29 protein-coding genes and 1 other RNA gene are annotated in these 21,706 nt (G+C 73.5%); 6 read left to right on the top strand and 24 right to left on the bottom strand.

Annotated features, from left to right (window positions below; translation table 11 throughout):
* Positions 1–124 precede the first annotated feature (124 nt).
* Both GXB85_RS11475 and ssrA read left to right on the top strand, forming a co-directional pair.
* Positions 125–1,054 carry a GGDEF domain-containing protein gene (locus tag GXB85_RS11475; RefSeq protein WP_161917795.1) on the top strand — a complete coding sequence of 310 codons (930 nt, stop codon included), beginning with the start codon at positions 125–127 and terminating at the stop codon, positions 1,052–1,054.
* 122 nt (positions 1,055–1,176) lie between these two features.
* Positions 1,177–1,543: a transfer-messenger RNA gene (ssrA, locus tag GXB85_RS11470) on the top strand.
* 87 nt (positions 1,544–1,630) lie between these two features.
* Here the strand turns inward: ssrA and GXB85_RS11465 are convergent.
* Together GXB85_RS11465 and GXB85_RS11460 are read right to left on the bottom strand one after the other, a co-directional pair.
* Positions 1,631–2,275 carry an HAD-IA family hydrolase gene (locus tag GXB85_RS11465; RefSeq protein WP_161917794.1) on the bottom strand — a complete coding sequence of 215 codons (645 nt, stop codon included), beginning with the start codon at positions 2,273–2,275 and terminating at the stop codon, positions 1,631–1,633.
* Positions 2,276–2,322: 47 nt separating this feature from the next.
* On the bottom strand, positions 2,323–3,252 hold the full coding sequence (locus GXB85_RS11460; protein ID WP_161917793.1) for a GGDEF domain-containing protein: 930 nt from the start codon (positions 3,250–3,252) through the stop codon (positions 2,323–2,325).
* Positions 3,253–3,480: 228 nt separating this feature from the next.
* Here GXB85_RS11460 and GXB85_RS11455 point away from each other — a divergent pair, with 228 nt between their 5' ends.
* A complete protein-coding gene (locus GXB85_RS11455) occupies positions 3,481–4,356 on the top strand; it encodes an ATP-grasp domain-containing protein (RefSeq protein ID WP_161917792.1) in 876 nt (291 codons plus the stop codon).
* Here the strand turns inward: GXB85_RS11455 and GXB85_RS11450 are convergent.
* The 5 genes from GXB85_RS11450 to GXB85_RS11430 all read right to left on the bottom strand — a co-directional run bounded on the left by GXB85_RS11450 (position 4,328) and on the right by GXB85_RS11430 (position 8,624).
* Positions 4,328–5,281, bottom strand: a complete 954-nt coding sequence (locus GXB85_RS11450) for a hypothetical protein (RefSeq protein ID WP_161917791.1) — start codon at positions 5,279–5,281, stop codon at positions 4,328–4,330. The genes GXB85_RS11455 and GXB85_RS11450 overlap by 29 nt on opposite strands.
* A gap of 110 nt (positions 5,282–5,391) precedes the next feature.
* Entirely contained in the window at positions 5,392–6,036 is a 645-nt protein-coding gene (locus GXB85_RS11445; protein WP_161917790.1) for a dihydrofolate reductase family protein, read from the bottom strand.
* Positions 6,037–6,107: 71 nt separating this feature from the next.
* A complete protein-coding gene (locus GXB85_RS11440) occupies positions 6,108–6,638 on the bottom strand; it encodes a nitroreductase/quinone reductase family protein (protein ID WP_161917789.1) in 531 nt (176 codons plus the stop codon).
* Between the two features lie 98 nt (positions 6,639–6,736).
* Positions 6,737–8,071, bottom strand: a complete 1,335-nt coding sequence (locus GXB85_RS11435; protein ID WP_161917788.1) for a S41 family peptidase — start codon at positions 8,069–8,071, stop codon at positions 6,737–6,739.
* A 10-nt stretch (positions 8,072–8,081) separates the two neighbouring features.
* Complete coding sequence (locus tag GXB85_RS11430; RefSeq protein ID WP_370524187.1) at positions 8,082–8,624, bottom strand: MarR family winged helix-turn-helix transcriptional regulator; 543 nt, start codon at positions 8,622–8,624, stop codon at positions 8,082–8,084.
* A gap of 87 nt (positions 8,625–8,711) precedes the next feature.
* Between GXB85_RS11430 and GXB85_RS11425 the strand changes: the two genes are divergently transcribed.
* The gene (locus GXB85_RS11425) at positions 8,712–9,353 is read left to right on the top strand and encodes an FMN-dependent NADH-azoreductase (protein WP_161917786.1); all 642 of its coding nucleotides are present in this window, start codon (positions 8,712–8,714) and stop codon (positions 9,351–9,353) included.
* 20 nt (positions 9,354–9,373) lie between these two features.
* Here GXB85_RS11425 and GXB85_RS11420 read toward each other — a convergent pair whose 3' ends face one another.
* The 17 genes from GXB85_RS11420 to rpmB all read right to left on the bottom strand — a co-directional run bounded on the left by GXB85_RS11420 (position 9,374) and on the right by rpmB (position 19,171).
* Positions 9,374–10,150, bottom strand: a complete 777-nt coding sequence (locus GXB85_RS11420) for a M15 family metallopeptidase (RefSeq protein WP_237728204.1) — start codon at positions 10,148–10,150, stop codon at positions 9,374–9,376.
* A gap of 53 nt (positions 10,151–10,203) precedes the next feature.
* Positions 10,204–10,551, bottom strand: coding sequence for a DUF2200 domain-containing protein (locus tag GXB85_RS11415; RefSeq protein WP_161917785.1), 348 nt, complete (start codon positions 10,549–10,551; stop codon positions 10,204–10,206).
* 219 nt (positions 10,552–10,770) lie between these two features.
* Positions 10,771–11,658 carry a fructose bisphosphate aldolase gene (locus tag GXB85_RS11410; protein ID WP_161917784.1) on the bottom strand — a complete coding sequence of 296 codons (888 nt, stop codon included), beginning with the start codon at positions 11,656–11,658 and terminating at the stop codon, positions 10,771–10,773.
* Positions 11,659–11,751: 93 nt separating this feature from the next.
* On the bottom strand, positions 11,752–12,468 hold the full coding sequence (locus GXB85_RS11405; RefSeq protein ID WP_161917783.1) for a hypothetical protein: 717 nt from the start codon (positions 12,466–12,468) through the stop codon (positions 11,752–11,754).
* 273 nt (positions 12,469–12,741) lie between these two features.
* Entirely contained in the window at positions 12,742–13,893 is a 1,152-nt protein-coding gene (locus GXB85_RS11400; protein WP_202627892.1) for an RNA polymerase sigma factor, read from the bottom strand.
* On the bottom strand, positions 13,890–14,303 hold the full coding sequence (locus tag GXB85_RS11395) for a YciI family protein (RefSeq protein ID WP_161917781.1): 414 nt from the start codon (positions 14,301–14,303) through the stop codon (positions 13,890–13,892). Before GXB85_RS11395 ends, GXB85_RS11400 begins: the two co-directional genes overlap by 4 nt.
* Before the next feature lie 125 nt (positions 14,304–14,428).
* A complete protein-coding gene (locus tag GXB85_RS11390) occupies positions 14,429–15,112 on the bottom strand; it encodes a hypothetical protein (protein WP_161917780.1) in 684 nt (227 codons plus the stop codon).
* A gap of 177 nt (positions 15,113–15,289) precedes the next feature.
* Complete coding sequence (locus GXB85_RS11385; RefSeq protein ID WP_161917779.1) at positions 15,290–15,679, bottom strand: RidA family protein; 390 nt, start codon at positions 15,677–15,679, stop codon at positions 15,290–15,292.
* A 60-nt stretch (positions 15,680–15,739) separates the two neighbouring features.
* Positions 15,740–16,540 carry a DinB family protein gene (locus GXB85_RS11380; protein WP_161917778.1) on the bottom strand — a complete coding sequence of 267 codons (801 nt, stop codon included), beginning with the start codon at positions 16,538–16,540 and terminating at the stop codon, positions 15,740–15,742.
* 63 nt (positions 16,541–16,603) lie between these two features.
* On the bottom strand, positions 16,604–17,488 hold the full coding sequence (locus GXB85_RS11375) for an alpha/beta fold hydrolase (RefSeq protein ID WP_161917777.1): 885 nt from the start codon (positions 17,486–17,488) through the stop codon (positions 16,604–16,606).
* A 110-nt stretch (positions 17,489–17,598) separates the two neighbouring features.
* Positions 17,599–17,880 (bottom strand): HU family DNA-binding protein, encoded by a 282-nt coding sequence (locus tag GXB85_RS11370; RefSeq protein ID WP_161917776.1) that lies wholly within the window; start codon positions 17,878–17,880, stop codon positions 17,599–17,601.
* Complete coding sequence (rpmF, locus tag GXB85_RS11365) at positions 17,877–18,065, bottom strand: 50S ribosomal protein L32 (protein WP_161917775.1); 189 nt, start codon at positions 18,063–18,065, stop codon at positions 17,877–17,879. The genes GXB85_RS11370 and rpmF overlap by 4 nt, the downstream gene beginning before the upstream one ends.
* Positions 18,065–18,187: a 50S ribosomal protein L36 gene (locus tag GXB85_RS11360; protein WP_161917774.1), complete on the bottom strand. Its 123-nt coding sequence runs from the start codon at positions 18,185–18,187 to the stop codon at positions 18,065–18,067. The genes rpmF and GXB85_RS11360 overlap by 1 nt, the downstream gene beginning before the upstream one ends.
* Positions 18,184–18,447, bottom strand: a complete 264-nt coding sequence (locus GXB85_RS11355) for a type B 50S ribosomal protein L31 (RefSeq protein ID WP_161917773.1) — start codon at positions 18,445–18,447, stop codon at positions 18,184–18,186. Before GXB85_RS11355 ends, GXB85_RS11360 begins: the two co-directional genes overlap by 4 nt.
* A 12-nt stretch (positions 18,448–18,459) precedes the next feature.
* Positions 18,460–18,765, bottom strand: coding sequence for a 30S ribosomal protein S14 (gene rpsN, locus GXB85_RS11350; protein WP_161917772.1), 306 nt, complete (start codon positions 18,763–18,765; stop codon positions 18,460–18,462).
* Entirely contained in the window at positions 18,765–18,935 is a 171-nt protein-coding gene (rpmG, locus tag GXB85_RS11345) for a 50S ribosomal protein L33 (protein ID WP_161917771.1), read from the bottom strand. The genes rpsN and rpmG overlap by 1 nt, the downstream gene beginning before the upstream one ends.
* Positions 18,935–19,171, bottom strand: a complete 237-nt coding sequence (gene rpmB / locus GXB85_RS11340; RefSeq protein ID WP_161917770.1) for a 50S ribosomal protein L28 — start codon at positions 19,169–19,171, stop codon at positions 18,935–18,937. Before rpmB ends, rpmG begins: the two co-directional genes overlap by 1 nt.
* Positions 19,172–19,294: 123 nt before the next feature.
* Here rpmB and GXB85_RS11335 point away from each other — a divergent pair, with 123 nt between their 5' ends.
* On the top strand, positions 19,295–20,389 hold the full coding sequence (locus tag GXB85_RS11335) for a GTP-binding protein (RefSeq protein WP_161917769.1): 1,095 nt from the start codon (positions 19,295–19,297) through the stop codon (positions 20,387–20,389).
* Between the two features lie 75 nt (positions 20,390–20,464).
* Positions 20,465–21,685: a M20 family metallopeptidase gene (locus GXB85_RS11330; protein ID WP_161917768.1), complete on the top strand. Its 1,221-nt coding sequence runs from the start codon at positions 20,465–20,467 to the stop codon at positions 21,683–21,685.
* Positions 21,686–21,706: the final 21 nt, after the last annotated feature.

Raw genomic sequence — 21,706 nt, 5'->3', positions numbered from 1 at the left:
CCGGGGTGTGAGCGACACGCGGGACCTGGCGTGGACGTGAGCAAGATCATCCTTCGCTAGGGTCTCGCCTCGGAGCCCGGCTGCCGATGACGACGTGGGCGACGAATCCCCCGGAGGTGTGGCGATGCCCCGTGCCCACGGCACCGCAGGTCGGCGAGAAGAGGCCCGCACGCTGGCCCTCGCCTGCCTCGTGACCGCAGGCGTGGTCGGCACCACGGTGGTCTTCCCGTTCAGCCCCACCGCGCCGCGCACGCTCGGCATCGGCTTCGCGGTCCTCGCGCTCGCCCTCGCCGGCGGCCTGTGGACGATCGCCGACAGCGCACGCGCCGCGCACATCCACACCGCGCTGGGCATCGCGACCGTCGCGATCGCCGCGTGCGTCGGGGCGTCGACCACACCGAGCGGCACGCTGATCACGTCCGTCTCGTTCCTGTGGGTGGCCCTGTTCAGCGCGCTGCACCACCGCACGCGCGTGATGGTCCGCTACCTCTACGGGATCGTCGTCGGCCTCGGCCTAGGGCTGTGGTGGTCCGGGGCTCCGTCCCCCGTGCAGTCGTGGTTCTTCCTGTCCGCGACGTTCTGCTCTGTTGCCGTGGTGCTCAACCACCGGGTGGTCCGCCTGCGCCAGGAGGCGACCACCGACGCCCTCACCGGCGCGCTGTCCCGACGGGCGTTCCGCACCGTCGCGGAGCTCGAGATGGCCCGGGCGCGGCGCACCGGTGCGCCGCTGACGCTCGTGGTGCTCGACCTCGACGACTTCAAGCTCATCAACGACGAGCGCGGCCACGCCACGGGCGACGACGTGCTGCGTGGCCTGGCGCGCAGCTGGCGCGGCGACCTGCGCGCGGAGGACGTGCTGGGGAGATTCGGAGGGGACGAGTTCACGCTCCTCCTCCCCCGCGCCGACCGCGCGACGGCCACCGCCGTCGTCGGCCGCCTGAGCGACGAGCTCTGCTCGTGGTCCGCCGGCATGGCGACCTGGCGGGGCGAACCGTTCGACGAGTGGTTCTCCAGGGCCGACGACGACCTGTACCAGGTGAAGTCGGCCTCCTGACCTGCCCGTCCGTGCCGCGACGGCCTGCGGGAATAGGTGGGAGTGCGGCTCCGTTGGGACGTATGCTTGACCTGCTCGTCCGAGGCGCCACGGTGCTGCGGCGGGTGGTTGACAACTGCACAGGGGGTGATCGGTTTCGACGGTGGCCGTCGTTCCAGGAGAAGCGGGCCGAGGATGTGGGGTTATCTCGTTAACGCTCCCCGCAAACCCATAGGTGCCGATTCCAAGCGCACCGACTTCGCACTCGCCGCCTGAGCGAGTCCCGAAGTCCGTCAGCCTGAGCTAGCTCTCGACTCAGTGTCTGGCGTCATCTAGAGAGCCACTGCTCCCAACCCTCGTCGTCGGGGTTGGGGGGACTTTCAGACGACTGGGCCTGTCAGCGACTTGCTTGCGTGATCGCTGGGGCCGAGAAACTCGTAGCAAGCTGCGCCCGGAGAAGACCTGTTTCACTGCCATCGGACGCGGGTTCGATTCCCGCCACCTCCACCCCATCGCGAAGGCCGTCGCCCACCAGGGCGGCGGCCTTCGTGCTGCCCGTCAAGGCCAGACCGCCGGTACACGGCGTCGTCCAGCCCGTCAGCGGACCGTCGCGACGAGCCCGCCTTGTGCCGGCGCCACGGTCACGGAGGCCAGGTCCGGCGCTATCGCGTCCGCTTCGCCGAGCTCGGCGGCGTCGTGCGACGTGGTGACGGCGAGCGTCCGCGCACCGGCGGCCTTGCCGGCGCGGACGCCCACGGGCGCGTCCTCGACCACGAGGCACCGTCGCGGGTCGACGCCGAGGGCGGCGGCCGCCTTCAGGTACCCGTCCGGGTCCGGCTTGCCGGCGGTGACGTCCTCGGCCGCGATCAGGACCCGTGGCACGGGCAGCCCGGCGGCGGCGAGGCGCGCACGCATCAGCCGCTGCGACCCGGACGTCACGGCCGCCCACCGATCAGCAGGCAGCCGAGCCAGCAGAGAACCTGCCGCGGGCAGCGCGACGACGTCGTCCAGGTCCTCGAGCTCGAGTCGCTCGAGCTCGAGGACGGCCTCCGCCCGCTGCTCGGGAGGGACGAAGAGCGCGACGGTGTCCTGGGTTCGCCTGCCGTGGCACACGCGCAAGACCTCGGCCGCGTCGACGTCGCGTCGTGACGCCCACGTGCGCCACGTCCGCTCGACCGCGGGAGTGGAGTCGACCAGCGTTCCGTCGATGTCGAAGAGCACGGCCTCGAGGTCGAATCGCATGAGCCGCACGTTATCGGTCGGCGCCGGACCCCGATGGCCCGAGAGTGTCAGCCGCGGGAGACCTTCGCCGCGTACAGGTCGACGTCGGCTGCATGGAGCAGGGCAGTCACGTCGTGGCCGTCCCACTGCGCGACGCCTGCCGACCAGCCGCAGGGTTCCGCAGCCAGAGCTGCCAGCGCCACTCGGGCGTCGTCGGCGGTGGCCTGTGGCAGCAGGATGGCGAACTCGTCCCCGCCGAGCCGGCCGAGTGACCCCTCGGGCGGCAGCGTCTGCTGCCACGCACGGGTGAGGTCCACGAGCACGGCATCACCGGCTGCGTGGCCGTGGACGTCGTTGACGGCCTTGAAGTCGTCGAGGTCGATGGTCGCGAGCGCGACGGTGCCGCCGGTGCGACGTGCGCGCCGGATCGCGAGCTCGACGGCGCCCGTGAAGGCGCGGCGGTTGAGGGTCCCCGTCAGCGGGTCCGTCGAGGCCTCGCGCCGCAGCGCCTGGACCGTCCGGTTCAGCACGACCGCGACGGCGGCGTACGTCCCGACCACGAGGAGCCACGTCAGCACAGGTGAGAAGGCGTCGGCGTACCCGAGAGCCACGGCCAACCCGACGGCGATCGCCACCAGGTACCGCGCGAGCACCCGCGGTGAGTGCTGCACGGCGCTGTAGGCCGCGATCCAGAGGAAGCAGATGGCCGTCATCACGACACCCGACGGCGTGGTCGACAGCGCCACCCCTGCCGTGACCGCGAGGGTCAGCAGCACGAGCGCGGCATGCAGGTGCCAGGGACGGATGCGTTCCTGGCCGACGAGCAGCGCGGTCGCCACGGCGAGCAGCACGCCCCCCGCGCTCCCCCAGTACGCCAGCGGGGAGGTCGGGCTGTAGGGCAGGACGACCGCGGCGAGCGAGATCATCCCCGTCAGCGCGCAGATCACCGCGAGCGCGCGTGTCTGGCTTCGAACGGTGGGACTCGCCGGGCGTGCCATCGACGCGGCTCCTCGGGTGGGGGGCTGAGAGGGCTCCCTGAGGGCATCGGCACACGGCGCGCCGGGGATGAGGTCCACCTGCGCGGCGCCCTGGCGGGAGGATGGCGTGGGGCGCGCTGTGTCGCTCGGCCGAGGCTGTCGCCCGGCTTCCGCGACGAGCCGAACAGCGTCCGCGTGGGGCCTGTGGACGACTGCGAGGCACGCAGGGATCTGGGCGAGGATCGGCGCATGCTGCTGCTGCTGCTCCCCGCCGATCCGCTCGATCCTCGACGTGCCGATGAGCACTTCCGTGCCGAGGGCGTCGCCGCGCGTGCCGCGGGGCACGCCGTCGGGCTGGTGGACCACGACGCGCTCGCGGCCGGCCGCTGGGAGGACGCCGTCGTCCGCCTTCCGGGGCCTTCGGACGACGCCGTGTACCGGGGCTGGATGCTGCGTTCGGAGCAGTACGCCCGGCTCGAGGAGCAGCTGGGGCGACGCGACGTCCGGCTGCGCACGTCGGTCGAGCACTTCCGTGCGGCCCATGAGCTGCCCGGCTGGGCCACGGCGCTCGCGGACGTCACCCCCGAGTCCGTGTGGACCGACGGGCCGGATCTCGACGCGTTCGAGCGCTGCTGCCGCGATCTGGGCTCGGGTGCGGCCGTGCTGCGCGACTTCACCAGGTCCCTCAAGCACCACTGGGACGAGGCCGCGTACGTCCCCGACGTCGCGGACGTCCCGACCGCGCGCGCAGTCGCTGCGAAGTTCCTCGAGCTGCGCGGCGACGACCTGGTGGGCGGTCTCGTGCTGCGGCGGTTCGAACGGTTCGTCTCGGCCGAGGCACGGACGTGGTGGGTCGACGGCGAGTGCAGGCTCGTCACCGCCCACCCGGACACCCCGTCGGACGTGCCGCCGGCCCCGGCCCTCACGGCCGTCGCGCCGCTGGTCGCCAGGCTCGGGCTCGCGTTCGTCACCCTCGACGTGGTGCTGCGCGACGACGGCGCGTGGCGCGTGGTCGAGCTGGGCGACGGACAGGTGAGCGACCGGCCCTCGAGCACCCCGGCGGAGGACCTCCTCGCCGCGATCGTTCCGCGCGGGCTCAGCGGTTCGCGAACGCCCAGTCGTTGACCAGGGCGCTGCGCGCCTCACGGCTGAGCTCAGGGTGCCGTCTGTCGACGTGGGCACCCACGAGCCGGATCTCCGCGGAGTAGTCGCCGCGTGCGGCGCCCAAGGGGATCCGGCCCAGCTCGGCGACCACGGCCGTGACCTCGGCGAGCAGCTGTTCAGGGGAACGGCGCACCGCCACGCGGCCGACGTCGTCCCGCCTCTCGCTCGTGACGCGGAGCGGGCGACGCAGGTAGGCCTCGACGCCGGCACTCAGCTCGACGTCGACGGGGACCGGGCGACGCGGGACGGCGGTCGTCCCACCGCGCGCGATGACCTGCCGGACGGCCGCGGCGACCGACTCCAGCAGGTAGCGCCGCTCGCGTTCCGCAGGGCTGACCGCACGGGGGCGGGGTGGTTCGCGACGCAGCGCCGCGACGCGCCAGGGCGGCTGGGCACCGCCGACGTTCGTGCGCTGGAACGTTCGCCACAGGGCCGCGTAGAGACCCCACTGCTCGAGGGCCGTGCCTCGGTCGACACCGAGGTGCGCGTCGATCTGCGGCCATGACAGGCCGGACCGCCGCAAGGTGTCGAGCACGTGCTCGGGCACGAGCAACGCCCGCCGGAAGCTCAGGGTGAACGCGTCCGTGACGTTCTCCGATGCCGCTGGTACGTCCGGCCGACTCAGGTGGCCGATCGCCCGGACCAGCAGCGCCGACCGGACGGACGGGTGCAGGTGAGCTGCGATCACCACCCGCGCACCGCGCTCGTCGCGCACGGCGACGACGGCGGCGTCGCGCGCCGGCGTTCCGAGCACGACGTCGATGCCCATCCGTGCTGCGAGCAGCTCGGCGTCGAGCGGGACTGACTCCTCGGGCCAGTAGCGGGCGAGCACCGCGTTCGCGGCTCCGATCGCGCTCTCGTGCACGTCGAGCTCGGCATCGTCCACCGCCACACGTCCCCCCGCCGTCCGATCCACCGAGGTGATCATGGCAGCGATGGCCGCACACCGAGCCGCGGCGCGTCGACGGCAGACACGCGCGGGCGGGTCTCGCCGTCTCAGGCGGCGCGCGAGAACGTCAGGTGGACCACGCCACCGGGTGACGTGACGGCCTCGACGTCGTACTGCTGCTCGAGCCCCTCGAGCCCGTCCCACAGGCGCACGCCCCGACCGAGCACGATCGGCACGACGACGGCGTGCAGGTGGTCCACGAGCCCGGCGGCCAGGAACGCGCGGACCGTCGTCGGGCCTCCGCCGATGCGCACGTCGTGCCCGTCCGCGGCCTCGCGGGCCAGGTCGAGCGCCTCGGCGGGCGGGCGGTCGACGAAGTGGAACGTCGTGCCGCCCTCCATCTCGACGGATGCCCGCGGCCGGTGGGTCAGCACGAACACAGGTGTGTGAAACGGCGGGTTGGGTCCCCACCAGCCCCGCCAGGCAGGGTCGTCCTGCCACCCGGGCGGGCCGAACTTCCCCGCACCCATGATCTCGGCGCCCACACCCACGTCGAAGAGCCGCACGAACGCGTCGTCGACGCCTCGGGTACCGCCCTCCCGCCCGAACATCTCGCCGCCCGCGCGGGTCGCGACCATCCACTCGTGCAGCCGGTGCCCGGCGTGGCCGAACGGTTCCTCGAGGCGGAGCCCCTCGCCGGTGGCGAAGCCGTCGAGGGAGAGCGAGAAGTTCTGCACACGGGTCATCGACATCGAGGGTGATCCTTCCCAAGCGCGTGACTACGGACTGCTGCGTCACGGTAGACAGCCCGTGCGGCGCGAACTCATCGGCCAGCGCCATCGGTCGGGTGCGCCGCAGCGCAGCCGGACACGGGCTCGAGCACCACCACCGGCGCCGTCGTCGTGCGCTGCGCGGCGTAGCCGTCGAGGTCGCCGTTGACCGCGGTCCAGCGGCCCCACAAGCAGTCGCGCTCCGCGCCGACGGCGGCCCTCGCGCGGTACCGGCGCGGCTCACCATCCGCAAGGCGCACCATCGCCTCCGGCCGCTCCCGCAGGTTCACCCACCACGCGGGGTGGCCCTCCTGCCAGCCGTTCATCGCGAGCGTCACGAGGTTCGGACCGTCCTCGAGGTACCCGAGGATCACGCTCCGCTCCTGACCGGAACGACGTCCCACGGTGGTCAGACGCAGCGTCCCCCACCCTCGCTTGCTCTCGGTGGTCCACAAGAAGCGTCCGCCGCTGAGCCGGTGAAGCGCGCGGTGGACGCGCCACGCCGTGCGCACGAACCACCGCGGTGGGACACGGGGCGCACCCCCGTCCGACGTCGCGCCCTTTGTGCCCGTGGTGCCGCTCATGCCCCGATCGTCCCGCGATCGCGGGGGTAGCCCATCCCCCGCAAGAACGACCTTTCGGATGCCCCGTACGCCCTCCGGCAGCACCTTGCTGCGTCGTCTCAGCGACTGCAGCCGCTGATGCCGCGGAACTCGATCGGACGACCGTCGCGGGTGAACGTGATCGCGGTGCTCACGGAGAGCCGCACACCGTCCTTGAGCAGGCGGGTGTGCGGCCTCCCCGAGCCCCCGCCGGTCGGTCCCCCGACGACCTCGACGTGCGGCAGCCCGACCAGCGGGTGCAGGAAGTCCTCGGCGGCCGAGTAGGTGAGCGCGTCGACGAGCACGCGCACCCGCCCCGGCCACGGTTCGTCGTCGGGCCGGATCGTGAGCGGCTGCGCCGGGGCGAGCGTCCCCCGGCCCGTGGTGAACGCGATCGAACCGAAGGTCGCGGCCCGTCGCACGAAGAGCCGGCGAGCCTCGGCGGCGGCCACGAGGGACCCCCCGACGTTGCCCCGCAGGTCGAGCACCAGCTCCTCGTCCGGGTTCGCGCGGGCGAGTGCCTCGCGGAGGCGGTTCGGCACCTCAGGGGCGAACGACCGGATGTGCACCTGGTTGCCGCGGGCGACCACGCTCGGCCGGGCCCGGCGCTCCTCGGTCCATGCGCGGCGGACGCCGTCGGGCCCATAAGCCTCGAAGCGGCGGGCGGCGCCCTCGGCCGCCAGGAACCGCCGTCCTGCCACGAGCGCGTGCTGGTGCGGGGACGCGCCGGTGCGCGCCAGCCAGGCACCTGGGTCGGCGACGGTGAGCACATGACCCGGCCGGACGCCCGCCGCCCAGGCCGCGGTGTCGTCGGGGACCTCGAGCAGCACCGCGCCGTCGGCTCGCATCTGCGCGACGTACGGCGGATGGAACCGAGGCCCCGGCGTGATCAGCTGCGTGTGCGCGTCACCCAGCTCGGCAACCCACCGCGCCGCCTCGTCCCAGAACTCCACTCCCTCGAGGCCGCGCAGGTGGTCGTACCGCTCGGCGACGCGGACCAGGTCGAGGCCCCGCAGCTCCGCGTACGGGTAGACGTGGGCGAGCTCGGCCCGGATCCGGTCGGCCGTCTCGGCATACGTCGCTGCCTCGACGTCCTGCACGACGGCGGTCGGGGCGTGGGCGAGGCTGTGGAGCAGGTTCACGCCGTCGAGGAGGTCCGACGGCGTGGGCAGCGCGAGCACGAGCCTGCGCGACCGGGCCTCCGCCTCGAGGGTCGCCGCGGCGACGTGCGGGTCCACCCGCACCGCCCAGGTGTCCGGACCGCCGTCGTCGGCGCCATCGAGATCGATGTGGACGGGGGTACCGAGCACGGCCGCGAACTCCGCGGCCTCGAGCTCGAGGAGCGACGCGACGTCGTCGGCGAGCGCGAGCCCGCCCAGGGGCCACCGGACGGGCCCGGTGAACGACGGCAGCACCGGACCGCCCTCAACAGTCCGGCGGCTCGACGCAGCCCTCGGTGCACTCCGCCGGCGGGTCCGCGAGGATCGCCGCGGTGATCTCTCGCGCGGACCCGGCGATCGAGGTGAGCTGCTCGGGAGTCAGCACGTCGACGACGAGGCGGCGTACCTCACGCACGTGACCCGGAGCGGTCTCCTCGAGCTTGGCCTGCCCGGCCTCGGTGAGCACAGCGACGCCGCGCCGGCCGGCCTCATCCGAGAGGCGGCGACGTTCCACCCAGCCGGCGCGCTCGAGCCGGGTGACCGCATGCGACAGGCGCGAGAGCGACCCTCGCGACATCTCGGCGAGCGTGCTGAGCCCGAGCTCGCCGCCCGGGGCCTCCGAGAGCGCGGCGAGCACGTGGTACTCGAACCCGTTGAGACCGGCGTCGTGCTTGAGCTGGGAGTCCAACGCCGCGGGGAGGAACGAGAGCATCTCCATGAGGTCACGCCAGTTGCGCAGCTGCTCCGCGGACAGCCACCGGACCTCGTCGGCCGGTGCTGGCACTGCGCGGTTCGTGTCGGACGTCACAGGCGCCATGGTACTCGTCGCTTGAATGTTCAAGTCGTGCACCCTAAATTGCTTGAACGTTCAAGTCGCACCTACCCGGGAGATCCCATGTACCTGCTCCGCGTCGACTCCAGCATCCAGGGGGCGCGCTCCGCCAGCAGCGCGCTCGCCGACCTCGTGCTCGACCAGGCCCGCGCGTCGCAGCCCGACCTCCCGGTGGTGACGCGGCACCTGGCGCAGCAGCCGCTGGCGGCGGAGACCTGGGCGAACGCGATCTCCGGCGGGTTCACGGCAGAGGACGACCGCACGCCCGAGCAGCGAGAGGCCGTCGCGATCGCCGCCGGCCTCGCCGACGAGCTCCGGCAGGCCTCGAGCGCGGTGCTCGCCCTGCCGCTCTACAACTGGGGCGTCTCCCAGCACGTCAAGACCTGGATCGACCTCGCGATCGCGGGCGCGCCCACCGGCACGCCCCTCCTCGAGGGCACACCGACCGTGCTCGTCACCACCCGCGGAGGCGCGTACGGCCCGGGGACCCCGCGCGAGGGCTGGGACCACAACACGGCATACCTGCGAAGGATCCTCGCGGACGTGTGGGGCGCAGACCTGACGGTCGTCGAGCGCGAGTTCACCCTGGTCGGCGTGAACCCGGCCCTGAACGAGTTCAGCGACCTGGCCCAGCGCATGCGCGCCGAGGCGGAACAGGCCGCCGTGGACGCCGGTGCCACCCTCGCCCGACGCCGGGCAGCCTGAACGTTCGGCGCCGCGCGGAGTCAGCGCCCCGTGGTCGAGAAGTGCTGGTAGTCGATCGGGCTGGTCCACAGGCCGCCCCACTGCCACCCCTCGGCTGCGAACGCGGCAACCACCTCGTCGTCGGCATGCAGCACGCCGGGCACGTCGGGGCGTCCCGCGTACTCCGCCCCCGCCGGCGGGTAGACCGCGGTCCCCCGGACGTACGGGTTGTGGACGGGGTTGAGGTCGATCGCCCGCCCGTAGGCGTGCTCCGACCAGCTGCTACCACCCGTGATCGCGCGGCAGTTGAAGGCCGAGGTGTTGTTGGCGGCCATCGACGCGTTGTCGTCCGCGCCGAAGTCGTCGACCAGACGCATGCTCTCGATCGGGTAGCCGACCTCGAACAGCATGCGGAACACCTCGACCATTCCCTCGGCCAGATCGGCGTGCACCACCAGCTCACCCGTCGCGACGTCGCCGGAGAACCTGTGGTGCGTCAAGGTCAGGTACCTCAGGTCGCCGAGCGGGACGGGACACCCAGGACGCCAGGACGCCGACATGCGCTGCTCCAGCTCCGGGCCGATCTGCTGGATGCCCGCCTCGAAGCGTGGCGTCACCGGCTCGGCGGCTTCGGGGGCCGCGGCCGGGCTCGCCGTGGGCTCTGGTGTCGCGCGCGGCGTCACCGCGGGGGCGGAGGCCCGGACGGACGGGATCGGCACCGACGTCGCCAAGGGTGTCGGCTCGGGCGCGCCGCACCCCGCAGCGAGCGGCGCCACGATCGCCAGCAGCGCCGCCGTCCTCCCCCGCTGGCTCACCATCGACCCAGTATGTGACCCGGGAGGCCCGGGCGCCTGCGCCCGCAGCCGCGCGCTCAGGCCCGCAGGATCGACGACATCTTCTTGCCTCGCGCGACCTCGTCCACGAGCTTGTCCATCCAGCGGATCTGCTGCATGAGGGGATCCTCGATCTCCTCGACGCGGTGACCGCAGATCACCCCGGTGATGAGGTGCGCGTTCGGGTTCATCGCGGGTGCCTCGGCGAAGAAGGTCTCGAGGTCGGTCTCGGCCTTCAGCACCTGCTCGAGGCCGGCCTCGTCGTAGCCGGTCAGCCAGGCGATGACCTGGTCCACCTCTGCCTTCGTGTGGCCCTTGCGCTCGGCCTTGGCGACGTAGTGCGGGTAGATCGCGGCGAACGGTGTCGCGAAGATCCGGTGCCCCACGGCCCCTCCTCGGTGCCGGGCCCGCCCCGGCGCGACGACGAGCGTAGCCGCGCACACACCAGGACGGCGCTAGGCCGCCCTCCGCTCCGGGCCGTCGACGACGGACGCGGCGGCGCCGTCGTTCGCGAGGCCGTACATCTGCCGCGAGGGCGTACATGCGCATGTACGGCCCCGCTGTCGATGTACGGCCTGGCCGGCCAATGTCGTGGCCGGCCGGGATCAGGTCAGGGACGCGTCGTAGATCGACTGGATGGCGGCGTCGAGGGTCGCGTCGAACTCGGCGTCGGTCTGCTGCGCCGTCAGACCCTCGGTGAGGGCGCGCGAGAAGCTCGCGACGACGCCGTGCTGCCGCGCCAGCCGCGCGTTCGCCTCCTCGCGCGAGTAGCCACCCGAGAGCGCCACGACCCGCAGCACGTGCGGGTGCGCGACCAGGGGCGCGTACAGGTCGTCCTGCTCGGGGAGCGTGAGCTTGAGCATGACGCGCTCGCCGTTGCCCAGGGCGTCGAGGTGCGCCAGGATCGCCGCGGTCACGAGCTCCTCGGCCGCGGTCTTCTCGGGGCTGCGGATGTCGACCTCGGGCTCGATGATCGGCACCAGCCCCGCCGCGAGGATGCGCCGTGCGACGTCGAACTGCTGGGCGACGTTCGCCTCGATCCCGGCCTCGTGCGCCCGCAGCACCACCGAGCGCATCTTGGTGCCGAACACCCCGTGGCCGAGCGCGCGCTCGAGCAGGCCGTCGAGGGCCGGCATCGGCTTCATCAGCCGCACGCCGTCGGCCTCGTCGGCCAGTCCCTTGTCGACCTTGACCACGGGGACGATCCCCTTGTCCTGCCACAGGTACTCGGCCGTCCCCTTGCCGCCGACGTCGCGCTCCATCGTCTGCTCGAACAGGATCGTCGCGAGGATGCGCTCGCCCGTGAACGTCGGGCTGGTCATGATCCGCGCGCGCATCGTGTGGATCAGGTCGAACATCTGCGCCTCGTCGGCGTAGGCGTCCTCGCCCAGGCCGTACAGGCGCAGCGCCTTGGGTGTGCTGCCACCGCTCTGGTCCAGCGCGGCGACGAACCCCTGCGCGCTCTCGATCTTGTGGAGCTGCTCCGCGTCCATGCCGACCACCTCTCGCACGCGCGACGGCCGCCGTCGGGCCGCCGGCCCACCTCCAGTGTCCTCCTCGAGGCGAACCCGCGTCGCTCGAACGGGTCAGCAGCCGTCCACGTCGTGGGCGCAGAGCAGCTCCCAGGCCTGCTGCGCCCAACCGACGACCTCCTCGCGCGCGGCGGCCACGTTCGCCTCGCCACCGAGCGTCCCGGTGAGCGTCACGGCCGCGCCGCGGCGGGTGAGCGCGAGGTAGCGGCCGATCGCGGTGTCGAGGTCGCCGTCGGCCGAGGCCCCGTAGTAGTCGATGGCGAGACCGTGGCCCTGGGCACCCACCGGGATCTCCTCGAGCACCAGGATCCCGCCGTCCGCGCCGGCCTCGGCGCACCGGGTGAGCTCGGCCACGAGGGCGTCGGCCGCCTCGACCGCGGCGTCGGCGTCCGGGAAGACGGCCACCTGGTGCAGCCCCACGGCCATCTCGAACTCCCCGGTCCCCTGCGTGAGGGTGAGCATCGCCGAGGCGTCCGGGGTCACCGGCTCGCATGCCTGCGGCAGCTGCCAGGGCCCGACGGCGTCGTCGACCTCGCGCGGCTCGTCCGCGGTGCCGAGCGCCTCCGCGGGCAGCAGGACGTCCTCGGTCACGTCGTCGGGCACCTCGGCGCTCGGCTCGGGCTCCGGCTCAGAGGTCTCGACCGGCTGCGTCTCATCCGGCTCGGAGATGGTCGGGGTCGTGGTCTCCGGAGCCTCGGGGGTGCCACCCGCACACGCGGCGGTGGCCCCGACGACGAGCCCGGTCAGCAGGATCCGCATGGAACGTCGCATCACCTCACCCTCGCACGGCCCCCTCCGCGCGGCACCCCACGGCGGCCGCCAGCCCCCGCCCCCATCGCCCATCCCCCGGCGCAGCCACCCACCGCCGTGAGATCGCACTCCCGCACCGAGATCGCACTGTCGAGAGTGCGATCTCGGTGCAGAAGTGCGATCTCAACACCCGGGTGGGGGTGGATGGGGCCGGGGCGCGGCGTGTGGGAGGGGGCGGGTGGGAGGGGGCAGGTGGGAGGGGGCGGGTGGGGGCGGCGGGCAGGCGCGGGCGGGTCAGGTTCCTGGGGCGTCTGGCGCGAGGCGGGCGGCCTCGCGCAACAGGTGGTGGCGCTCGGCGAGGTTGGCGGCCGACGACGCCGCGTGCGCGTAGAGCTCGGCGGCCGTGGCCGGCTCGCCGGCGCGTTCGTGCAGCCAGGCCGCGACCGCCGCCCTGCGTGGCACGTCGTCGGGCACGGACGCGAGCGCAGCGAGCCCCGCGCGAGCGCCGTCCACCTCGCCGACCGCGACCGCGCGGTTGAGCGCGACCACGGGCGAGGGGTTGATCCGCAGCAGCTCGTCGTACCACTCGAGCACCTGGGGCCAGTCCGTCTCGTCGGCCGAACGCGCATCGCAGTGCAGCGCCGCGATCGCCGCCTGCGCCTGGTACTCCCCGAGCCTGTCCTGCGCGAGCGCGGTCTGGAGCACGTCGACACCCTCGGCGATCAGGCTGGTGCCCCAGAGGCTGCGGTCCTGGCGGCCGAGCGGCACGAGCATGCCGTCGGCGTCCCGGCGCGCGGGGCGACGCGCGTGGTGCAGCAGCATCAGTGCGAGCAACCCACCCACCTCGGGCTCGGGGCTGAGCCGGGCGAGCAAGCGCGTGAGCCGGATCGCCTCGGCAGCGAGATCCACCTCCCCCGTGTACCCCTCGTTGAACACGAGGTACAGCACGCGCAGCACCGCGCCGAGGTCGCCGTCGGCGCCCACCCCGTGCTCGGAGACGGTGCGCTTGGCACGCGAGATGCGCTGCGCCATGGTCGCCTCGGGCACCAGGTACGCCTCGGCGATCTGGCGCGTCGTCAGGCCGCCGACGGCGCGCAGGGTCAGGGCCACCGCGGACGCGGAGGTGAGCGCCGGGTGGCAGCACCAGAAGAGCAGCTGGAGCGTGTCGTCCCGCTGCTCGACGGGCCCCTGGGCGACGTCGTGCAGCACCCGCACCTCGCGCGTCCGGCGGGACGCCTCCGAGCGGTGCGCGTCGACGAGCTTGCGCCACGCGACCGTGACGAGCCAGCCCTTCGGGTCCTCCGGGAACCCGTCGGGCCACCGGCGCACGGCCTCGACCAGGGCGTCCTGGACGGCGTCCTCGGCCGTCGCGAGGTCGGCCCCGCGACGGACGAGGACGCCGAGCACCTGGGGCACGAGTGGCCTCAGCAGCTCGTCCACGGTCAGTCGACCACCGGCGGCGTGTACTCCAGGAAGGGCCGCACCTCGATCCACTCCTCGAGCGGGCGGCCACCTGGCCCCGGTGCGGACGAGAGGTACGCGGCGGTCTCGTGGGCACGCTCGAGCGACTCGACGTCGATCATCATCCAGCCCGCGATGAGGTCCTTGGTCTCGGCGAACGGCCCGTCGGTCACCGGCGGCCTCCCCTCGCCGTCGTACCGCACGAACGCCCCCTCGGGAGCGAGGGCCTCGCCACCCACCCACTCGCCGCGGCGACGCAGGTCGTCCGCCATGTCCTCCATGAAGCGCAGGTGCGCGGCGATCTCCGCCGGCGTCCACTCCTCCATCGGCGTGCGCGCGTTGGGTCGCTGCTGAGGGCCGCCGCGGTAGTGCTTGAGCAGCAAGAACTTCGCCATCGTCCGTCTCCTTCTCGGTCCGGCCACGCCGTCGTCGACGTGACACCCCTGGGACGGAGCCGGCACGCCGGTCTCGACATCATCGCGACAGCGCGAGGACCCGCACCACGGCCGGCGCAGTTGCGTCAGGCCTCGAGAAGCCAGGCGAGCAGGAAGACACCGAGCAGCACCAGCGGGGCGACGACTCCGAACAGACGGAGCTTGCTGCGCTCGACCCAGGCCGTCGACCCCGGGTACGCGGCCTCGATGTCGACCGCGCGGTCAAGGAGGATCTCGCGACGCACCGCGACTCCCTCGTCGCCGAGCAGGGCATGGACGTCGGGACGCTGCCAGAACTCGGGGCAGGCGCCGAGCACTGCGATGACGCCACCGCGTCGGTCGAGAAGAAGGACACGCCTCGCCGGACCGTCGACCACGCACACCTCACCGATGTCGGAGAGTCGCACCTCGCGGCGACGCAGCAGGCCCTGGTGGACCAGCACGGTCCTCCCGTGCACGTCAGATCTCAGGCTCAGGGAGCCGCGCGCGAAGAGAACCGCGAGGGCCAGCCCTGCCACCGCGAAGGCGAGGCTCACGAGGGCGGCCCGCGAGCCCGGACCCTCCTGAATCGCAAGCAGCAGGAGGCTGCCCCGCCGTCCCGGTTGGACCACTGCGACGACGGCGATGAGGACGACGAGCCTCCGGCGGGGGCGCCACGTCACCGGCAGGCGGGGGACGCCGGGAGGGTCGGGGGCGGCGCGGCCGGGCCGGTGCAGCGATCGACGCGTGACCCGCTGCTCGGCGCCACGCGTCCCCTGCTCAGCAACCACGGCTGCCCCCCTACGCGGGCGATGCCCCGCTCGATGTAGACATCGGCACCCGGACGCCCGGACTCGAGCGTGAGATCGCACTGCCGCACCGAGATCGCACCGTCGAGAGTGCGATCTCGGTGCGGGAGTGCGATCTCGGCGGGCTGTCGGCGGGGCGCCGGCGCACGCCGGGCTCGATCAGTCCGTCGGGACGATTGCGATGGCGTCGATCTCGACGAGGGCGCCAGGGCGCGCGGGAGCCAGGGACAGCACGGACACCGCGGTGCGGCGCACGCCCCACACCTCGGCCGACGCGGCGTAGGCCTCGTCAGGGTCCACGTCAGGGGCGAGGTAGATGGTCATCCGGACCACGTGGTCGGCGTCGGTGCCCGCCGCGTCGAGAACGGCGAGCACGTTGCGCAGCGCCTGCTCGGTCTGGGCCCGGAGGCCCTGGAGCAGCTCGCCCCGCACGTCGACGCCGTTCTGCCCGCCGACGTACAGCGTGGGGCCGGGTGGAGCGAGCATGCCGTGGGCGAACGCCGGGCTGCGCAGGAGCCCTTCGGGGTCGATGGGAACGGGCAGTGCCATGGTCTGTCCTCTCGGTGGTGACGGATCGAGCCGCAGGTTCAGCGCAGCGGCGTGGTGCGCTCAGCGGGCGAGTGCGGCGAGGTCGCGCTCGGCGAAGCGGCGGTGCTCCACGTGCTCGCGCAGCACCGTGCCGACGCAGCGCCGCACGGTGACCGGTGCGTCGTCCTCACCGGGCAGTCGGACCGTGCGTTGCTCGTCGAGCGACCCGTCGGTGACCTCGTCGAGCGCGTGCCGGACGGCGCCCCAGCGCTCCCGCACAAGAGCGACGACGTCGTCGAACGCGGGGCGCGCGTCACGGTCGAGCCCCACCGCCGCCGCGGCGTCGTCGGGCAGGTCGCTCTGCGGCAGCGCCCACGGGTGGAACGAGTCAGCGCGGCCCTGCAGGGCCAGCCCCACCCACGTGTCGACCACGTAGACGAGGTGGCGCAGCGTCTCGACGAACGACCACTCGCCGTCCACCCGCCTGTGCAACGCGTCGTCGGGCAAGGCCGCGGCGTGTCCGAGCGTGCCCGCCCACAGCTCCTCGACCTGTGCCCACATCGCGCGCACGTCGTCGGCCGTGCGCACCGCGCGCAGCCGCACGCGTTCGGGGAAGCGCCGGTCGAGCTCCGAGGCGACGAACGCGCCCACGGGCACATCGTCGACCACCACCTCGCCGGCCATCCCGTCGATCCCGGTGATCACCAGGCCGTCCACGGCACAGCTCGCCAGGCGCACGCCGCGCAGGTCGCTGTCGCGAACCGCCACTCCGCTCAGGTCGACCTCGCGGAACTCCGCACCCGCGAAGCTCGCCTGCCGGAACGTCGCCCCCCGGAACTGCCCTGTGCGCACGTACTCCTCGGCCATCTCAGTCCCTCCCACGCGACGTCGTCCTGCGTGGAACGGTAGGACCCGGTCCGGACGATCCGCGTCCGGTACCCGTCGTCAGGACTCGCCGTCGAGCACCTCGCGCAGGCGTGCCGCGAAGGCCTCGGGCTCGCCCGGCTGGCCGAACTCGTCGCCGAGGAACCCGCCGTGGTTGCTCGGGAACACCGCGAGCTGGGTGCCGAGCGCGGCCGCGATCGCCTCGGAGGTGCGCCAGGTGAGGATCCCCTTGCTCTCGATGCCTGCGGCGATCACCACCCTGGTCGGAGCGGCGCGCAGGGCCTCGACGTCGGGCCGGTAGGCAGTCACCGCGGCAGAGGCCCCGGACATCAGAGGGTCGTCGCGCGAGCCGTTGTCCTCGGCGGGCAGGCCGAAGGCCGCGGGGTCGGGTGCGGGGTCACCGAAGTCGGACGTGAACTCGCCCTGCCACGAGGTCAGCGCGATGAACATCGCCATGCCCGCTCCCCACCCCCGCTCGGCGTAGGTCTCGTCGACCTTGCGCGCAGCGGCGAACGCCTGTGCGGCATCGGGGAGAACCGACAGCGCGGGTGGCTCGTGCGCGACGAGCGTGCGCACGTCCTGCGGGTGCCGCGCGACGAGAGCGAGGCCGGTCACGGCCCCACCGCTCGAGCCGAACAGGTCCACGGGCCCGGCGCCGAGCTCCTCGATGAGCAGGTGCAGGTCGTCCGCCTGCTGCTCCGGGTCGTGCGTCGTGCCGCCGTCGTGCCGGGTGCTGCGCGAGATCCCGCGCGGGTCGTAGGTGACGACGGTCCGGTCCGTCAGGTAGGAGGCGAGCGTGCCGAAGCCGCTCGCGTCCATGGGCTGGCCGATCGCGAGCAGCGGCGGGTGCCCGCCGGCGGCCGGGAGCGAGCCGCGCACGTCGTAGGTGAGCGTCGCGCCCGGCACGTCGAGCGTGTGCGTGGTGAGGATGGTCGGCGTGGTCATGCTGGCTCCCAGAGTCCGGACGTGTGCACCCTGCACCTCAGGTCTGACACGCGGGGACGGCCGAACTCATCGGGGCCCCGCAGACCTTCCTGCGGGGCCCCGACGGCAGCTCACGCGCGGACGGCGGCCTTGAGCACCGAGCCGGGCGCGAGGCGCACCCCACGACCGGCGGGGATCTCGAGCGGCTCCCCCGTGCGCGGGTGTCGCCCGGTGCGCGCCGCACGCTCGGTGGGCTCGGCGACCAGCAGGCCGGGGATGCGCACGGCGACGCCGTCGCGCAGCGCGTCGGCGAGCACGTCCTGCACGGCGGTCAGGGCGGCGTCTGCCTGTGCACGGGACAGCTGGGCGCGCTCGGCCACGCGCTCGACGACGTCGGGGCGGTTCAGGGTCATGTCTCTCCTCGTTCGGGGTTCCACGGATCGATCAGCCCGCGCTGCACCGCTCGTGCGAGGCGGCGCGGGACGTGCACGGAGCGGCCGTCGACGACCACCTCGACGAGCCGCACGGGCTCGGCCTTCCACTGCGCACGCCGCGAGCGCGTGCGGGAGCGGGACATGCGTCGCTTGGGGACGGCCATCAGCCCTGCCGCCCCTTCCAGCGCGGGTTGCGCTTGTTGAGCACGTAGACCCGCCCGCGACGACGCACGACGATCGCGCCGTCCTTCTTCGCGAGCGAGGCGAGCGACGCACGCACCTTCATCGCGCACCGCCGTCGGGCCGCTGGCCGTAGCGGCGACGGAACTGCTCGACGCGGCCCTCGGTGTCGAGCACGCGCGTGCGGCCCGTCCAGAACGGGTGGCTCGCGCTCGACACGTCGACGTCGACCACGGGGTACGTGCGGCCGTCCGTCCAGGTCGTCGTCCGCTCGGACGTCACGGTGGACCGCGTGAGGAACGCCGTGTCCGTGGTGAGGTCGCGGAACACGACCGGGTGGTACGGCGGATGGATGTCCTTGCGCATGGCTCTGGCCTCCTACCAGCTCGACTTCGTGATCCCGGGCAGCTCGCCGCGCAGCGCCATCTGCCGCATGCGCACCCGCGAGAGCCCGAACGCGCGCAGGTGACCGCGCGGTCGACCGTCGACGACGTCCCGGTTGCGCACGCGGGTGGGGCTCGCGTCGCGCGGCAGGGCGTGCAGCTCCGCCATGGCACGGGCGCGCTCCTCGGGGGTCGCGTGGACGTCCACGGCCGCGGCCTTGAGCTCGCGACGGCGCTCGGCGTGCCGGGCGACGACGGCGCGGCGGTGGGCGTCGCGCGCGATCTTGCTCGCCTTGGCCATCAGCGGCTCTCCTTGAACTCGACGTGGCGCCGCAGCACCGGGTCGTACTTGCGCAGCACGAGCCGCTCGGGCGTGGTGCGTCGGTTCTTCCGCGTGACGTATGACGCGCCGGTCCCGGCTGCGGAGCGCAGGGTGATGATCGGGCGCTGGTCCTGTCGCCGGGCGGCCATCAGAGCCTCTCCCCGCGGGCGAGGATCTCGGCCACCACGGCGTCGATCCCGCGCCGGTCGATCGTGCGGATGCCCCGGGCGCTCACCCGGAGGCGCACGTGCCGCCCGAGCGAGGGCACCCAGTAGCGCTTGCGCTGGATGTTCGGGTCGAAGCGGCGCTTGGTGCGCACGTGGGAGTGCGAGATCGAGTGGCCGAACCCGGGTGTGGTGCCCAGGACCTGGCAGACGGCGGACATGCGGACCTCCTGTGGGTAGGGCCTCGAAACTAGAGATTGATAATCGTTCTCGTCAAGGCGTACCGTGCTCGGGTCCGGTTCCGAGCCGGCCCCTACCCCGTCCCCGACCGCAGGGAGAACCGCATGTCCCACCGGCTGCCGCTCACGGTGCTCACCTCCGTCGACCCCGTGCTGCGCGACTCGCTCGTGCTCGGCTTCCTCATGGACGTCCCGTCCGGCGTCGTGCTGCAGCACGACATCCACGACGACGGCGTGGGCGGCGGCGAGATCCGGCGCCTCGTGCTGGACCGCGACGGCGTGGTCGAGGACGCGCGCGTGCCGCTCGAGCACGCGTGCCTGAGCTGCGCCGTGCGCGAGGACGCCGTCCCCCGGCTGCGTGAGCTCGCCGCCGACGGACGGTGGGACGCCGTCGCCCTCGCGCTGCCGGTCTCGGCCGAGTCGTTGCCCGTCGCCCGCGCGCTCGACGCCGAGGTGCGCCGCGGTGGGCTGCTCACCCGGCTGCGCCTGTCCGCCGTGACGGCCGGCGTCGACCTGGACGCGCTGCACGACGACCTCCTGGGCGACGACCTGATCGACGAGCGCGGTCTCGCCCTGACGCAGGACGACCGGCGCGCGGTGGGTGAGGCGGTCGCCGCCCAGCTCGCCCACGCCGACGTCGTCGTGACGCACGGGACCGACGCGACGGGCTCGGCGCTCCTCGAGCACGTGCGCGCGCTCGACGGCCGCCGGGTGGACGGCCTGCACGAGCTCGACGTGCGACGGCTGCTGGCCGGCCACCACGACGCGCGCGCGGGTGAGGCGAGGCTCGACCCGCTGCAGGTCTCCGCGCCTCGCCACCGGTCGGCGCCGGGAGCCTGGACCGTCGAGCTGCGCTCGTCCCGCCCGTTCCACCCCGAACGCTTCGTCGAGGACGTCGAGCAGCTCGCGGCAGGGCCGTTCCGCGGGCGCGGCGTGTTCTGGGTGGCCAACCGTCCCGACACCGTCTGCGTCTGGGACGCGGCGGGGGGCCAGCTGTCGATCGGCGCCCTCGGGACGTGGGGCCGACGTCGTCCCGAGACGCACCTGGTCGTGACCGGCGCCGGGGGCCACGCGCCCGACCTGCGGACGCCGTTCGAGCACCTGCTGCTCACCGACGCCGAGATGGCCGAGGGACTCGGTCCCTGGCTCGGCGCCGAGGACGTGCTCGAGCCGTGGCTGGGGGCGCGCCAGCTGGGCTGACGTCCCCGCACCGGGAACGGCGTCGAGGCACTAGCGTCGGAGGCACCGCCCGTCCCGACCGCCCCGGAGCGCCCCATGACCCTGCTGCCCGACGACGTCTCGGCCCGCCTGCTCGAGGACGCACGCGCCCTCGCACCCGAGCTCGCGGCGCTGCGCCACGACCTGCACCGCATCCCCGAGCTCGAGCTCGATCTGCCGCTCACCCAGCAGCGTGTGCTCGAGGCGCTCGAGCCCCTCGACCTCGAGGTGTCGACGGGGACCGGGCTGACCTCGGTGACGGCCGTGCTGCGGGGCGCGCGTCCGGGCCCTGCGGTGCTGCTGCGCGGAGACATGGACGGGCTGCCCGTGACCGAGGAGTCGGGTGAGGAGTTCAGCAGCGAGCACCCCGGGGCGATGCACGCGTGCGGTCACGACCTGCACATCGCGGGCCTCGTGGGCGCAGCCCGGCTGCTGGTCGAGCGGCGCGAGGAGATCGCCGGTTCGGTGGTCTTCATGTTCCAGCCCGGCGAGGAGGGCTACCACGGCGCCGAGCGCATGATCGAGCAGGGCGTGCTCGACGCCGCGGGCGAGCGCGTGGTCGCTGCGTACGGCGTGCACGTGATCTCGTCGCTCACCCCGGTGGGCGTGGTCACCGGGCGTCCGGGCACGCAGATGGCGGCCTCCGACCAGCTCTACGTGACCGTGCGCGGCCGGGGCGGCCACGGCTCGACCCCGCACAACGCGGCGGACCCGGTGCCCGTCGCGGCCGAGATCGTGCTCGCCTTCCAGACCGCGATCACGCGCCAGCTCGACGCGCAGGACCCGGTGGTCGTCTCGGTGGGCCGGATCGCGGCCGGCACCATCGACAACGTCATCCCGGCCACGGCGGAGCTCGACGCGACCGTGCGCACGTTCTCGCGCGAGCACTGGGAGGCGATCCCCGAGATCCTCGAGCGCGTGGCGACCCACGTCGCGGCGGCGCACGGCCTCGAGGCCGAGGCCCGCTACGTGCGCGGCTACCCGGTCACGGTCAACGACGAGGCCGAGGCCGCACGCGTCGCGGACGTCACGCGCGCCCTGCTCGGCGACTCGGCCTGGGAGCCCGCGCCGCGACCGGTCGCCGGCGCCGAGGACTTCTCGTACGTCCTCGAGCAGGTGCCCGGCGCCTTCGTGTTCGTGGGCGCGACGCCGCCCGAGCTCGACCCCGCCACGGCGCCCTACAACCACTCGGCCCACGCGCGCTTCGACGACGGTGCCCTGCCGATCTCGGCCGCCCTCCTCGCGGGCCTCGCCCTGGACCGCCTGGCCCAGGGCTGAGGCGCGCGGCCCAGCTGCGGA

Origin of the sequence: Cellulomonas sp. APG4, from assembly GCF_009996735.1 — a bacterium.
In the GTDB taxonomy this organism is placed as follows: Bacteria; Actinomycetota; Actinomycetes; order Actinomycetales; family Cellulomonadaceae; genus Actinotalea.
The sequence above is the reverse complement of the archived record's forward strand: the minus strand, read 5'-3'. Positions and strand labels throughout refer to the sequence as shown.

Bases quoted from the DNA above. Each gene is read 5' to 3' on its own strand.
- rpmB (WP_161917770.1), bottom strand. From the start codon at position 19,171: ATGTCCGCCGTCTGCCAGGTCCTGGGCACCACACCCGGGTTCGGCCAC.
- GXB85_RS11335 (WP_161917769.1), top strand. From the start codon at position 19,295: ATGTCCCACCGGCTGCCGCTCACGGTGCTCACCTCCGTCGACCCCGTG.
- GXB85_RS11440 (WP_161917789.1), bottom strand. From the start codon at position 6,638: ATGAGCGGCACCACGGGCACAAAGGGCGCGACGTCGGACGGGGGTGCG.
- GXB85_RS11370 (WP_161917776.1), bottom strand. From the start codon at position 17,880: ATGACCCTGAACCGCCCCGACGTCGTCGAGCGCGTGGCCGAGCGCGCC.
- rpmF (WP_161917775.1), bottom strand. From the start codon at position 18,065: ATGGCCGTCCCCAAGCGACGCATGTCCCGCTCCCGCACGCGCTCGCGG.
- GXB85_RS11420 (WP_237728204.1), bottom strand. From the start codon at position 10,150: ATGGTGAGCCAGCGGGGGAGGACGGCGGCGCTGCTGGCGATCGTGGCG.
- GXB85_RS11360 (WP_161917774.1), bottom strand. From the start codon at position 18,187: ATGAAGGTGCGTGCGTCGCTCGCCTCGCTCGCGAAGAAGGACGGCGCG.
- GXB85_RS11395 (WP_161917781.1), bottom strand. From the start codon at position 14,303: ATGGCGAAGTTCTTGCTGCTCAAGCACTACCGCGGCGGCCCTCAGCAG.
- GXB85_RS11405 (WP_161917783.1), bottom strand. From the start codon at position 12,468: ATGCGACGTTCCATGCGGATCCTGCTGACCGGGCTCGTCGTCGGGGCC.
- GXB85_RS11375 (WP_161917777.1), bottom strand. From the start codon at position 17,488: ATGACCACGCCGACCATCCTCACCACGCACACGCTCGACGTGCCGGGC.
- GXB85_RS11425 (WP_161917786.1), top strand. From the start codon at position 8,712: ATGTACCTGCTCCGCGTCGACTCCAGCATCCAGGGGGCGCGCTCCGCC.
- GXB85_RS11330 (WP_161917768.1), top strand. From the start codon at position 20,465: ATGACCCTGCTGCCCGACGACGTCTCGGCCCGCCTGCTCGAGGACGCA.
- GXB85_RS11445 (WP_161917790.1), bottom strand. From the start codon at position 6,036: ATGTCGATGACCCGTGTGCAGAACTTCTCGCTCTCCCTCGACGGCTTC.
- GXB85_RS11465 (WP_161917794.1), bottom strand. From the start codon at position 2,275: ATGCGATTCGACCTCGAGGCCGTGCTCTTCGACATCGACGGAACGCTG.
- GXB85_RS11475 (WP_161917795.1), top strand. From the start codon at position 125: ATGCCCCGTGCCCACGGCACCGCAGGTCGGCGAGAAGAGGCCCGCACG.
- GXB85_RS11410 (WP_161917784.1), bottom strand. From the start codon at position 11,658: ATGGACGCGGAGCAGCTCCACAAGATCGAGAGCGCGCAGGGGTTCGTC.
- GXB85_RS11460 (WP_161917793.1), bottom strand. From the start codon at position 3,252: ATGGCACGCCCGGCGAGTCCCACCGTTCGAAGCCAGACACGCGCGCTC.
- rpmG (WP_161917771.1), bottom strand. From the start codon at position 18,935: ATGGCCGCCCGGCGACAGGACCAGCGCCCGATCATCACCCTGCGCTCC.
- GXB85_RS11355 (WP_161917773.1), bottom strand. From the start codon at position 18,447: ATGCGCAAGGACATCCATCCGCCGTACCACCCGGTCGTGTTCCGCGAC.
- GXB85_RS11385 (WP_161917779.1), bottom strand. From the start codon at position 15,679: ATGGCACTGCCCGTTCCCATCGACCCCGAAGGGCTCCTGCGCAGCCCG.
- GXB85_RS11455 (WP_161917792.1), top strand. From the start codon at position 3,481: ATGCTGCTGCTGCTGCTCCCCGCCGATCCGCTCGATCCTCGACGTGCC.
- rpsN (WP_161917772.1), bottom strand. From the start codon at position 18,765: ATGGCCAAGGCGAGCAAGATCGCGCGCGACGCCCACCGCCGCGCCGTC.